The 13,036-nt window shown below is 36.9% G+C and carries 10 protein-coding genes; 9 read left to right on the top strand and 1 reads right to left on the bottom strand.

The window, feature by feature from the left end; translation table 11 throughout:
- Positions 1-215: 215 nt before the first annotated feature.
- Positions 216-2,876, bottom strand: coding sequence for a putative LPS assembly protein LptD (locus CW736_RS12465; RefSeq protein ID WP_101014590.1), 2,661 nt, complete (start codon positions 2,874-2,876; stop codon positions 216-218).
- A 197-nt stretch (positions 2,877-3,073) separates the two neighbouring features.
- Between CW736_RS12465 and CW736_RS12460 the strand changes: the two genes are divergently transcribed.
- The 9 genes from CW736_RS12460 (at position 3,074) to CW736_RS12415 (ending at position 13,036) form a co-directional block, all read left to right on the top strand.
- Positions 3,074-4,159, top strand: coding sequence for an N-acetylmuramoyl-L-alanine amidase (locus CW736_RS12460; protein ID WP_101014587.1), 1,086 nt, complete (start codon positions 3,074-3,076; stop codon positions 4,157-4,159).
- Positions 4,160-4,232: 73 nt separating this feature from the next.
- Positions 4,233-5,186 (top strand): MlaD family protein, encoded by a 954-nt coding sequence (locus CW736_RS12455; protein WP_101014585.1) that lies wholly within the window; start codon positions 4,233-4,235, stop codon positions 5,184-5,186.
- A gap of 6 nt (positions 5,187-5,192) precedes the next feature.
- Positions 5,193-6,548 carry a (Fe-S)-binding protein gene (locus CW736_RS12450; RefSeq protein ID WP_101014582.1) on the top strand — a complete coding sequence of 452 codons (1,356 nt, stop codon included), beginning with the start codon at positions 5,193-5,195 and terminating at the stop codon, positions 6,546-6,548.
- A 3-nt stretch (positions 6,549-6,551) separates the two neighbouring features.
- On the top strand, positions 6,552-6,983 hold the full coding sequence (locus CW736_RS12445) for a phosphoheptose isomerase (RefSeq protein WP_101014579.1): 432 nt from the start codon (positions 6,552-6,554) through the stop codon (positions 6,981-6,983).
- Positions 6,984-7,108: 125 nt separating this feature from the next.
- Positions 7,109-7,900, top strand: coding sequence for a (Fe-S)-binding protein (locus CW736_RS12440; RefSeq protein WP_101014576.1), 792 nt, complete (start codon positions 7,109-7,111; stop codon positions 7,898-7,900).
- Positions 7,900-8,508 carry a hypothetical protein gene (locus CW736_RS12435; protein ID WP_101014574.1) on the top strand — a complete coding sequence of 203 codons (609 nt, stop codon included), beginning with the start codon at positions 7,900-7,902 and terminating at the stop codon, positions 8,506-8,508. Before CW736_RS12440 ends, CW736_RS12435 begins: the two co-directional genes overlap by 1 nt.
- A 5-nt stretch (positions 8,509-8,513) precedes the next feature.
- A complete protein-coding gene (locus CW736_RS14165; RefSeq protein ID WP_157810964.1) occupies positions 8,514-8,726 on the top strand; it encodes a hypothetical protein in 213 nt (70 codons plus the stop codon).
- A gap of 688 nt (positions 8,727-9,414) precedes the next feature.
- On the top strand, positions 9,415-9,897 hold the full coding sequence (locus tag CW736_RS12420) for an ABC transporter ATPase (RefSeq protein WP_101014567.1): 483 nt from the start codon (positions 9,415-9,417) through the stop codon (positions 9,895-9,897).
- A gap of 205 nt (positions 9,898-10,102) precedes the next feature.
- Positions 10,103-13,036: a glycoside hydrolase family 3 N-terminal domain-containing protein gene (locus CW736_RS12415; RefSeq protein WP_101014564.1), complete on the top strand. Its 2,934-nt coding sequence runs from the start codon at positions 10,103-10,105 to the stop codon at positions 13,034-13,036.

Below are 13,036 nucleotides of genomic sequence, written 5' to 3'. Positions count from 1 at the left end.
TTCTTTTGAACTATTCTTAGCGTATATAACAGTTCCTTGTGCGGCTTAAAATAATACAGGTGTTTTTGTAAGCAAAAACGAATCGAATGCATTGTTATTACTTACAGAAATTGAGTTTGATTGACTCTGTTGACGCTCGCTATAAAGACTAAAATATTTATCAAATGAGTTGATACGATCTAACAGCCGTATAAAAATAAAAAAGGAAAAAGCATTTAAAAAGTGGGGTCTGGTTGTCTGCGCTGGTCCCATTTGATATCGCTTAAAGCGCTAGCTTTGATACCTATAAAGAAAAACCAGCTGTTTCTAGGACCAATAGGTGTCCAGTTAAAGCTCATGTTAAAACTCTCTAAGTCACGCTGAAAACGCAGGGTGGTAAAGGAAATTCCTTTGTTAGCAAAATCATAACCTGTATTTCCACCTATAGACCATCGTGGCGATAGTTCCAGATCACCGCTTACCATTAAACTTTGCTGGTTGATGGCATTTTGCCGCTGGGCGTTATTGTAGGTCATCGTATAAGCAAAACTCAAATTCCATGGAATCTTGAATCGGTAACGGTCTTTATTGACATTGATATCTTGTTTTTCTGGTTCCTGATTTTCTTGTCGGCTGTAATCTACAGACTCGCCAAAAAGATCATCAGTACGGCCACCATTTTGTTGGGTGCGCTCGTCAGATTCATCTGTATCTTTATCACTGTCTTTTTCAAAGTCTTTGCTGCTCAACCTAAAACTGGTACGGAAACCAGCACGTGTCAAACGCAACAGGCTACCACCATTATCAATGTTAAAGGTATTGATGCGGTTGTTGTTGCTGTCCAGTGCATAAGGATCAAAGTTAGCATCTAGGTTCAGGTCAATATTTTTAGTAATTGGGATGACACCACGTATCTGCAAAGGACTCCAATTTAAGGAATCACCAGCTAGGTTATAAGAGGTGTTGAAATTTAAACTTTTAAGAATTTGAATTTTCTTAAGGTCGGTTTTTGTCGAGTCGCTATCCCTCACTTTTGCCTCTATGTTGTTTTGAACACCCAAGTTGATACTACTAGAAAAATTACGTCCTGGGGCACCGAATAATGTACCGTCAAAACGGCTGTAAAATTGTTCTTCTCTTCCGGGAGCATCCAGTCCTTGCTCCGTGGCTAGGCGATCGTAATATTGATCAAAACTAGGGTTTGCCGAGTAACTTATATTAGGGCGTATGATGTGTCTGACAGCTTGTACTTTAGACGCTGCATCCTTTGATTTCCAGCTACCATAAACGGTGGTTCCAACACTGGCCCCATAGCTATAAGAACGGTAGGCATCAAACCCGTTTATGGTATCGCGAACGGTTTCAAAAACCCCACTTTCATTTTCTACAAGAGACTGTCTAAAAGTTTCAAAAACCCAATTCTCTTCGTAGTTACCATTAGCACTGAAACTAAAGAACCCTAATTTAAAGTTTGTAGCGATAGGAATACTGTGCTTTAATCCCATTACAGCATTATCAAACATCTTATCGGTAAAAAAATCTTCATCTGTTGTAGTGATGCGATTTTCTCCTCTTAAATTGTACTGTAGGTTGATGTTTTCTATCACTCCTTTTTTAGTTCCTTCTTTGGGAGCAAAAGGGAATATTCTAGAAACACTACCTTGAAGTGTAGGTAGGGTTAAGTTTACAGCATTTGTATTGGTATTTTGATTGTGTGTCGCACTCGCACTGAAGTTGACTTGAGGTTCTCCTGGAAAGGACTTAGAATAAGAGATGGAACTACTCAAGTTGTTCACAAGAGTAGCACTTTGATTTACCTGATTAAAAGACTGTCTAAAAAACTGACTGCTTCCTAAATTCACACTAGCGCTAAATCTAGAGCTAGGGTTGGATTTAGCATCCTGAGAATGTTGCCAATTTAAGTTGTAACGAGAAGTTTGAGCAAAATCAGAAAAACCGCGCTCGCTTTGTAGCTGGTTTTCATATAAGAATCTTAAACTACCACTATATTTATAGCGCACGGTATAGTTACTTTCCACTCGACCACCATAACTGCCATTAGTAAAGTAATCTCCTAATAGCGTAAGGTCCATATAATCATTAACTGCAAAATAATAACCACCGTTTTGCAAGAAATACCCCTGACTGTTATTGTTACCAAAAGAGGGGATAATAATACCGCTTTTACGCTCTGTAGTCATAGGAAAGTAAGCAAATGGCAATCCCAAGGGTGTCGGAACATCTGCGATGTACATATTGACCAGTCCAGTAACGATTTTTTTATTTGGGACAAACTTGATTTTACGGGCAAGGAAATAATATTCTGGATTTTCTGGATTTTTGGAAGTGGTAAAGCGAGCGTTTTGCATGTAGAAAACAGAATCGTTTACTTTTTTGGTCGTTTCTGCGAGGACATTGAACTCTCCTTGAGTAGTTTCAGAATTAAATGTTAGTGCTTTTTGTGAGTTTTTATTAAAAATAATAGAGTCTGGCTTTACAACATTCCCCCCTTGAGAGAATACCGGACGTTGTGTATAGCCCAAAGAATCTTTTAGAATACCATAGGCAAAAACATCTCCCGTATTATTATTGATGATGATTTTTCCGGCCTCTATAGTAATGTCACCGTAAATTATTTTTGCTTCGTTGTATAAGGTAATGGTATTTCCTTTTCTATCAATACGTTTGTAATCTTTAGCACTAGACTCAATGCGGTACTCAAGGAAAGCTTTTGGTTTTTTAACCGAGTCGTTAATTACAGAATCTTTTGGAATCTCTGGAATTTTAGCCACCTCTTCATTCACGGGCTTCTTTTCCTCTTTTTTCTGTTCAGGTTTAGGTTTTTCAACCGGAATAGGTATTCCTGTTTCTGGAAGTTCCTGTGCCGTGATGGACATTGTGCCTGTTAAAAACAGTAGGGATAAAATAATATGCTTTAAACGTAAATGCAATCTAGGTTATGCTATTTTTGTTATTAATAATGGTCTGGTTTTTGAAACGTCAAAACTACATATAAATTTTAAGCGTTTTCTAATAATTACGCTTTCGCGAAAGCGAACTAATAAACAACACATTCACAACTTATAGTTTTAATATGAAAACAAAGATATATTTGATTATTGTACTTCTTAGCATTCCTATCGTATCGATGGCAAATATACCGATCGATTCTACAAAAGTGACCGATAAAAAGGTTTTTACTGTGGTACTCGATGCTGGACATGGTGGTAAGGATTCTGGCAAGTATGTAGCCCAAACTGCTGAAAAGGATATTGCCTTGAAAGTAGTGAAGCTTTTAGGTAAACAATTGGAATCACATACAGAGATAAAAGTAGTCTATACACGTACGACAGATAAGTTTTTGGAACTGTATCAACGAGCAGACATCGCAAATAATTCAAAAGCAGATCTATTTGTATCCGTTCATTGCAACGCTGCAGCTGCTACCGCTGCTAAAGGAAATGAAACTTGGGTATTAGGAATTCATAGAAATGCAGATAACCTAGAAGTGGTACAACGAGAGAACTCTGTGATTTTATTAGAAGAAAATTACAAAGAGAAATATGTAGGTTTTGATCCTAATGATCCATCTAGTTTTGCGACCAACTTAATGATACAAGAAGAATATTTAGATAACAGTATAGAGATGGGTACCAATGTACAGTCTAGATTCCAAACCCAATTGAGCAGAAAGAATCGCGGTGTAAAACAAGCAGGATTTGCCGTTTTAAGACTTTCTTATATGCCTAGCGTATTGATAGAAACTGGTTTTCTTACCAATGAGGAAGAGCGTACGTTTTTAAGAAGTACTTCGGGCCAAAAGAAAGTAGCCAATTCTATTTATGTGGCTGTATTAGATTATCAAAAGAATAGAGAGATCAATCTTTTTGAAGTAGAGCAGGTAGTTACTTCTGAAACAAGCACTGCAGCAGCAGCAGGAAATAATATCGTTTATAAAGTACAAATAAGTGCCAGTAGTAATAAACTAGAGGCACAATCTTATAACTTCAAAAGTCTGCCAGAAATTTCTCGAGAGAAAGAAGGTGGTATTTATCGATATTTTACAGGTAATTTCTCTTCTCTTAAGGAAGTGTCAGAATTAAAAGAAAAAGCTATTGCAAAAGGGTACACATCTGCATTTATAGTGATTTATGAAAAAGGAGAACGTCGCAGATTGTGATAAATCCTAAATAAATCTTAGCCCTTATAAATATCGCTTGTCTTATATTTACATGCTCAATTACGTCAGTTTTATGAAATTTTCAAAAGAAATCAAGGTCGGTATCCTAACAGTAGGAGCTATAGCGCTGTTTATTTTTGGGTATCAGTATTTAAAAGGTCGCAATCTTTTGAGAAGTGACAGGTCGTTTTATGCGGTCTATGATAACGTTGAAGGACTAACTTCTTCTGCACCAGTAACTATAAATGGTCTACGAGTAGGTAATATAGATGATATCGATTTCCTAGATGGATCTGGAAGATTGTTGGTTAAATTTCATGTAGATGAATCTTTTAGTTTTTCTTCAGAAAGTGTTGCATCTGTATACAGCACCAGTTTGATAGGAGGTAAGGCACTTGCTATAGTACCAGATTATGAAAGTACTGCCAGACCAGCAAAGCCAGGAGATACCCTACAGTCTCAGACAGATGACGGTATTCAAGGAAAAGTCATGGATGAGTTTATCCCTTTAAAAGATAAGATTGAGCATATGGTAGTAAGTGCAGACTCTGCTCTAACTGCTGTGAATCAAACCTTGAGTCCTAAAACCAGACTTGCGATTAAGAGTAGTCTTGATGAGGTTAACAAAACCTTAGTTGAAATAAGAGGACTTTCTAATAGCGCAAATTCACTACTTACTGATAATAGAGAACAGTTGGATAGAACCATAGGAAACTTAGATAAGACGACTAAAAACTTTGCTGCTATATCAGATACTTTAGCTCGAGTTGAAATTGCAGGAACGGTGAAAGAACTACAAGCTGCTGTCGCAAAATTCAATATCGTTTTAGACGATATAGCTTCTGGTAAGGGAAGTCTTGGAAAATTAATGACAGACGACTCCTTATACAACAATTTAGAAAGAACCACTAGGCAAGCAGAAATGTTGATGCAAGACATCAAACTCAACCCTAAGCGATATGTACATTTTTCTGTTTTTGGAAAAAAGCCAGGAGAATACGAAAAACCAGAAGATAGAGACCAATAATTACCTATGGAATACATACCTAATATCATATTTGTTTTTCTACTCCTTGCAGGAGTAGGTTATTTTGCTAGTAACATCAAAAAGATGATACGCAATATTAAACTTGGAAAAAAAGTAGATCGCTCCGATCGTAAAGGAGAACGTTTTGCTCAAATGGCCCGTATTGCTTTGGGACAATCAAAAATGGTTAGACGTCCTATTGCGGGTTTCTTGCATGTCGTAGTTTACGTAGGTTTTGTAATCATTAACATTGAAGTATTTGAAATCATCATTGATGGTATCACAGGGAAGCATAGAATATTTGCTCCATATTTAGGAGGTGTTTACGGTGTATTGATCGCTACATTTGAAATTCTTGCATTTCTGGTTTTAGCAACAGTTGTTATTTTTTGGTTGCGTAGAAATGTAATGAACATCAAGCGTTTTATAATGGGCGAGCTTAAAGGATGGCCTAAAAACGATGCCAATTACATTCTTTATTTTGAAGTCGTATTGATGACTTTGTTCTTAACCATGAATGCTGCAGATCTCAGCATACAAGAAGGCGTGCTGGCGGGTCAGTTTACTAGTGAAGCAGCTGCACATTATATCAATGCAGGTAGTTTTCCAATCAGCGGTTTTATCTCTCCGTTATTTGATGGAATGAGCTTTGAAAGCTTACTTCTTATAGAAAGAACCTGTTGGTGGTTGCACATTACTGGGATTTTGATTTTCTTAAACTATTTATATTGGTCCAAACACCTTCATATTATGTTGGCGTTCCCTAATGTATATTTTGCAAAGTTGACTCCTAAAGGACAGTTCACTAATATGGCTGCTGTTACTAAAGAAGTAAAAATGATGATGGATCCAAATGCAGATCCATTTGCTGCTCCAGACCCTAATGAGGCAGATGAAGTTCCAGCGGCGCTTGGAGCAAATGATATTTTTGATCTAGATCAAGTACAATTGCTCAATGCGTATACCTGTACAGAATGTGGACGTTGTACTTCAGAGTGTCCAGCAAATATCACAGGTAAGAAGTTGAGCCCACGTAAAATAATGATGGATACTCGTGATCGATTAGAAGAGGTAGGAGCGGTAATCAACAAAGAAGGTGAGTGGAAGGATGATGGAAAGACTTTGTTGAATGATTATATATCCACAGAGGAGCTTTGGGCATGTACAACATGTAATGCTTGTGTAGAGGCTTGTCCTATAGGTATTGATCCCTTGAGTATTATCATGGAAATGAGAAGGTATTTAGTGTTGGAAAATAGTGCAGCACCTAGTGAATTAAATACCACTATGGGGAACATTGAAAATAATGGAGCACCATGGCCGTATAACCAGATGGACCGCCTTAATTGGGCAAAGGAATAAAATATGAGTGAAGAACAATTTCAGGAGGCCCTGAATAAAGACGGAACCCTGGCAAGTCCAGTACTTCCAGAAGGAGTAAAAAATTATTTAATAGATATTGATGGAACCATCACAGAAGATGTGCCTAACGAAGAGCCGGAGAGAATGGCTACTTGTGCACCCTTTCCAGATGCGTTAATAACGCTCAATGAATGGTATGATCAAGGACACGTTATTTGTTTCTTTACCTCTAGAACTGAGGAGCACCGTCAGGTTACTGAAGACTGGTTGAATAAACACGGTTTTAAATTCCACAGCCTGTTAATGGGTAAACCTAGAGGTGGGAATTACCATTGGATCGATAACCACATGGTAAGAGCAACACGTTATACAGGTGAATTTACTCACCTGATAGAGAAAGAAGTGAAGATAGAGGTTTTTAAAAACCATAAATAATTGGTCTGGGAGTTGTAATGCGTATCTAAAACAGTTGAGATACTTAAGCAGAACACAATTCTAATCAATTGTATAAGTAAATACCAATTCTGAATTCAATATTTTTGAATTCGAAATATAACTATATGAGTAACAATTTAGTAGTACCTACAGCGGCCGAATTTATAGCACAAGGCAAACAGCCCGAAGTATTGTTTTGGGTAGGATGTAGTGGTAGTTTTGACGATAGAGCAAAGAAAATCACCAAAGCTTTTGTAAAGCTTTTGAATAAAGCTGGAGTAGAATTTGCAGTTTTAGGAGCAGAAGAAAGCTGTTCTGGAGATCCTGCAAAAAGAGCAGGGAATGAGTTTCTTTTCCAGATGCAAGCGATGATGAACATAGAAGTGCTAAATGGCTATGAGATCAAAAAAATCGTTACTGCTTGTCCTCACTGTTTCAATACGCTTAAAAATGAATATCCTGAATTAGGTGGGAATTATGAAGTGATTCATCATACCTCATTTCTTAAGGACTTAATTTCTAATGGTCGACTTACGATTGAAGGAGGGAAATTTAAAGGAAAGAAAATCACTTATCACGATCCTTGTTATTTAGGACGTGCTAATGATATTTATGAGGCTCCAAGGGAACTGATAGAAAAGCTAGATGCAGCACTGGTTGAAATGAAACGCAGTCGTCGTAACGGGCTGTGTTGTGGAGCTGGTGGAGCACAAATGTTTAAGGATGCAGAACCTGGAGACAAAGAAATCAACATTGAACGCACAGAAGAGGCGGTGGATACTGGTGCTGATATTATTGCTGCTGGATGTCCATTCTGTAATACCATGATGACCGATGGTGTAAAAGCCGCCGAAAAAGAAGGGAAAGTAGAAGTTATGGATATCGCAGAATTAATAGCAAGTGCAAACGATTTATAATGAAGAATATATACATAGGACTCTTAGTATTGTTGACAACAGCTTCTGTAAATGCACAGCAGTTTAATGAAGAAGCTGTCAAAGAACTAGCAGACCAAGTTTGTGAATGTATACAGACTAAAGGAGACATAGAGACCAAAGAAAAGGCAGAGATGGAATTAGGATCTTGTATGCTTCAAGCCTATTCTAATAATCAAAAGTATTTTGACGATAAAGGGATCAATTTTCTTGATGCGAATAACGCTGAGAAATTAGGAGAGCAAGTAGGTATTATGCTTGCAGGGTCTTGCCCAGAGTCTATTCCGCTTTTTATGTTGTTTGCTGATGATATCGAGGAGGAGATGGAACTGGAAGAGGAGAATCTTGTTATTACTGGTAAAATAGTAAAAGTAGAAGATGATAAATTCAAATCTTTTGAAATTAAAGATGAAGATGGTCGTAGACGTAAGCTGTTATGGCTTACCTATGTAGATAACGATGAGTTGCTAGAAGATGCCGTAAAAGGAAAGACGACTTATGTTTTTACAGCAATGGAGTTAGATATTTATGATCCTCGTATAGGCGAATATAGAAATATGTTAGTTCTCGATAGAGTTGACACAAAGTAAATTTATTGAAACAAAAAATTGATTATAGAAGTATTGTACTATCGGGTTCCTTCGGAGGGCTGGTGTATGCGATTATCATGTCTATTTTCTATCAGTTTACTGGAGATGAAGGATTTAGTATTGTCAAGTTTGCAGTAGATTTTATAATGTTTGGGCTTTTGGTAGCTGCGATTATATGGTGGTCGATGCGCAAAGGGAACAAGGACAAGGGGGAATGAGTTTATTTGATTTTACAAAAGCCCCTGTTAAAATGAGACTGATTTATGCTTTAATAAGCGCTACTGTGACAACGTTTCTTTCTTATATTCTTTTCACAGTCTTTGACATGGCAGACTTTGGTTTGGGCTATTACATGTGCTTCTTAGCCTTTATGTTTATATTCGGTTTTTTTAGTGCTGGATATATAGTTAAGAACACAAATGATCAATAATTTTTAATAAATTAAATAATGTCATTCTTTAAAAACTTGTTTGATTTTAAAAAAAAAATCAGCTTTAAAACCAGAATAATTACAGGTCTAGTGATGGGTTTTTTAAATACTATAATTGTTTATTTATTCGACCTTGTTTTTGATTTGTCCGATTTAAGAATTGATTATTATTGTTTTTACTTTGTAGGGATGACTATTTTTGGTTTTTTCTTTTCAGGGAATATGATAAAAAAGGATTTTAACTAATGCACCAAAATCAAAAAAAATCTATTGTTTAAATCATACAAAGAGCTAATTCACTTATTTTGCTAGAAATAGTTATTAAAAAGTGTTTTTCAAGCTGCATGAATGGTAGCTTTTAATGAGAAACATGAAAAGCAACTTTCATTATTAATAAATTTTATATTCAATCTTATATGCTTTAATTTCTTGATGTCAATTGCATTTAGAAATAAAGTCACAAAAATAAATAAATTATGCACGCAAATTTTAAAGATCTTCCAGACGATGCTAGAGTATGGATTTACCAAGCAAATAGACCTTTTACAAATGATGAGCTGAACGAGTTAAAACCACAAATGGATAATTTCCTACAGCAATGGACGGCGCACGGCAAGGATCTTTTTTCAGGTGTGGAATATCCTTATAATCGCTTTATTGTGATAGGGTTAGACCAGTCTAAAGCCGGTGCAACAGGTTGTTCTATCGATTCTTGTGTACGTTTTATACAGTCTATAGAGAAAGCATTTCGCATCGATTTGATGGATAAAATGAATGTGACCTTTAAAAACGGTCAGTATGTTGCTCATAAAGAACTCTCCGACTTTAAAAAAATGGCCAAAGCAAAATCAGTTTCTCCCAACACCATTGTTTTCAATAACTTGGTAGAAACCGTAGGAGAGTATAAAGAACACTGGGAGGTGCCTGCAAATGAAAGCTGGCATTCGAGATTTTTCTAGAATACTTTAATAATAAAACAATCTAAACCAGCTTACTTTTAAGCTGGTTTTTTTATGTCAACCCTTTGTTTTTAGGTATCTTTCGATGAAGGTTAAGGAACTTCAAAAGGCTGGTAAATTGGTCGTTATTTTATCAAATAAAGCTAAAAGTCGTTTGATATGGGAATGATTCTTGATTTCTAATAGAAAATGCTGTAAATATTATATGAAATTTAAATATGCTTCATGGCTTTTGATAGTGCTCGCTTTCGCGAAAGCGTACACATCACAAGCACAATTAACCACTAGTCAACCTCTCGTTGCTATTGACTCTGTTGAACAAATGCAATGGGTAGATAGCGTATACCAAAGTCTTTCTCAAGAAGAAAAGATTGGGCAGTTATTTATGGTAGACCTGTTTTCTAATAAGGGAAAAGCACATGCTGACCAGGTACGCAAATTGGTGGAAAAGTATAAAATAGGCGGCATCATCTTTTCAAAAGGAGGACCAGTGCAACAAGCTTATTTAACTAATGAGTTGCAAGCCAAATCAAAAACACCTCTATTGATCGCCATGGATGCCGAATGGGGGCTCGCTATGCGACTGGACAGTACCTATGCCTTCCCATGGAACATGACGCTGGGAGCAACTCCTGGAACAAGATCCAGTTATGAGGTAGGAAAACGAATCGGTGAGCATTGCAAAAGACTGGGAGTGCATATTAACTTTGCACCAGATGTAGACATCAATACCAATCCGCAGAATCCTATTATAGGAAATAGAAGCTTTGGTGAAGACATGTATAATGTCACCGACAAGGCCGGTGCGTTTATGAAAGGCATGCAGAGTACAGGCACACTGGCTTGTGCAAAGCATTTTCCTGGTCATGGAGATACAGATCAAGACAGTCACAAAACCTTGCCAACAGTAGATTTTAGTGCAGCTCGTATCGATAGTGTAGAATTAACTCCTTATAGAAAGTTGATTGACAAAGGAATGGCGAGTGTGATGGTTGCTCATTTAAATATCCCAAGTCTGGAATCTAGGTCTGGCTATCCTACAAGTCTCAGTGAAAAAGTAGTCACTGATTTATTGAAAACAAAGTTAGGTTTTAATGGATTGATCTTTACAGATGCTTTGAATATGAAAGGGGCGAGTAATTTTAGTGCCCCAGGAGAAATAGACTTACAAGCGTTTAAAGCGGGTAATGATGTGCTATTAATCTCTGAAGATGTGCCTAAATCTATTGATAAAATAGTCGCAGCCATGGTCGCAGGTGATATCACCGAAGAGCGATTTGCGCATTCTGTAAAAAAGATATTGATGTCTAAGTACATTGTAGGCCTTAACCATTATAAACCGGTTGTTATTCCACAACTCCTAGAGGACTTAAATACGGAACAAGACGAGGTGGTCTACGAAAACGCAATTTCTAAAGCCATTACTGTTGTTAGGAATGAAAACAATATTTTACCGATTACCAATCTAGAAACAAAGAAAATCGCTTATGTAGAATTAGGCGATGATTCTGGAGAAGTTTTTTATAAAGAGCTTAATAAATACACCAAAGTAGACAAGATAGTAGGAGATAAGCTGGATGTGTTGCTTCAAATGCTAGAAAACTACAATACAGTTATCGTAGGATTGCATAGAGGTAACGAGAATCCATGGAAATCATATAGCTTAGAAGAACGCGAGTTGACTTGGTTGTATGAGATAGCAAGAAAGCATCGCATTATTTTTGATGGTTTTGTAAGTCCCTATATGCTAGATCAGATCAAGACGGCAAAGAATTTTGAAGGCATCATTATGTCTTATCAAAATAGTGAGTGGAGTCAAATGGTTAGTGCACAATTGATTTTTGGTGGTAGAGATGCAGTTGGGACCTTACCAGTAAGTGCTGGCTTGTTTAAAGTTAATGAAGGAATAGCGGTTAAAAATGTAAAACGCCTTTCTTATGGTAATGATCCTTCTAGTGTAGGATTGGACTCTGGAATGCTGGCAAAAATAGATAGTATTGCAAATTATACGATCAACAAAAAAGGAGCTCCAGGAATGCAAATTCTAGTAGCCCGACGCGGTAAGGTAATTTTAGACAAGACCTATGGGTATCATACCTATGACAAAAAAGATCCAGTCACCTATAGTGATCTTTACGACATTGCCTCTGTTACAAAGATTCTATCGACGCTTCCACTAGTTATGGAGTTGGAAGAAAATAACATTCTCTCTATAGATGATGTTATTTCTAAACTAGATGAAGACTTAATGAGCACTAATAAGGGGCAAATAACGGTGAAGCAAATGCTTTCCCATTACGCTAGGTTAAAGCCATGGATTCCATTTTATATCTATACGCTAGATTCTTTGACGCACCAACCTTTATCTCAATATTACAGTAAGGGATCTAAAGCAAATTACAGAACTCAAGTAGCCGACGAGTTGTTTATCAATTCTATGGCTCAGGATACTATATTTAACCGCATTAAAAACAGTGAGTTAAGAGAAGATCTTGAATACAAATACAGCGACCTTCCTTATTATTTATTAAAAAAATATATAGAAAGTCATTACCATAAAAACTTAGATGAACTGACGCAAGATCATTTTTATGAAAGTCTAGGAATGAACCGCACCGGTTACTTACCCCGTAAAAAATTCCCTATTTCTCAGATCATTCCTACAGAGAATGATACGACCTTTAGAAAACAATTGATTCATGGTTATGTGCACGATCAAGGTGCAGCGATGCAAGGCGGAATAGGTGGACATGCCGGTTTGTTTTCAAATGCAAATGATATAGCAAAGATGATGCAAATGTATCTTCAAGGAGGTACTTATGGAGGGAGACAGTATTTTACACAAGAGACTATAGATAAGTTCAATACCTGCTACTTCTGTGAGAGTGATGTGCGACGCGGAGTAGGATTTGATAAACCACAATTAGAAGAAGAAGGCCCTACCTGCGGTTGTGTGAGTAAAAGGAGTTTTGGGCATAGTGGTTTTACAGGTGCTTATACCTGGGCAGATCCTGAAGAAGAAATAGTATATGTGTTCTTGTCCAATAGGATACATCCAGATGCAGGAAATAGATTCCTCATCGATAAAAATATCAGAACTGATATTCAGCAAATTATCTATGACTCTATCATAGACTAA

This window comes from Nonlabens sp. MB-3u-79, assembly GCF_002831625.1.
GTDB lineage: Bacteria > Bacteroidota > Bacteroidia > Flavobacteriales > Flavobacteriaceae > Nonlabens.
The sequence above is the reverse complement of the archived record's forward strand: the minus strand, read 5'-3'. Positions and strand labels throughout refer to the sequence as shown.

Bases quoted from the DNA above. Each gene is read 5' to 3' on its own strand.
- CW736_RS12465 (WP_101014590.1), bottom strand. From the start codon at position 2,876: ATGTCCATCACGGCACAGGAACTTCCAGAAACAGGAATACCTATTCCG.
- CW736_RS12460 (WP_101014587.1), top strand. From the start codon at position 3,074: ATGAAAACAAAGATATATTTGATTATTGTACTTCTTAGCATTCCTATC.
- CW736_RS12455 (WP_101014585.1), top strand. From the start codon at position 4,233: ATGAAATTTTCAAAAGAAATCAAGGTCGGTATCCTAACAGTAGGAGCT.
- CW736_RS12450 (WP_101014582.1), top strand. From the start codon at position 5,193: ATGGAATACATACCTAATATCATATTTGTTTTTCTACTCCTTGCAGGA.
- CW736_RS12445 (WP_101014579.1), top strand. From the start codon at position 6,552: ATGAGTGAAGAACAATTTCAGGAGGCCCTGAATAAAGACGGAACCCTG.
- CW736_RS12440 (WP_101014576.1), top strand. From the start codon at position 7,109: ATGAGTAACAATTTAGTAGTACCTACAGCGGCCGAATTTATAGCACAA.
- CW736_RS12435 (WP_101014574.1), top strand. From the start codon at position 7,900: ATGAAGAATATATACATAGGACTCTTAGTATTGTTGACAACAGCTTCT.
- CW736_RS12420 (WP_101014567.1), top strand. From the start codon at position 9,415: ATGCACGCAAATTTTAAAGATCTTCCAGACGATGCTAGAGTATGGATT.
- CW736_RS12415 (WP_101014564.1), top strand. From the start codon at position 10,103: ATGAAATTTAAATATGCTTCATGGCTTTTGATAGTGCTCGCTTTCGCG.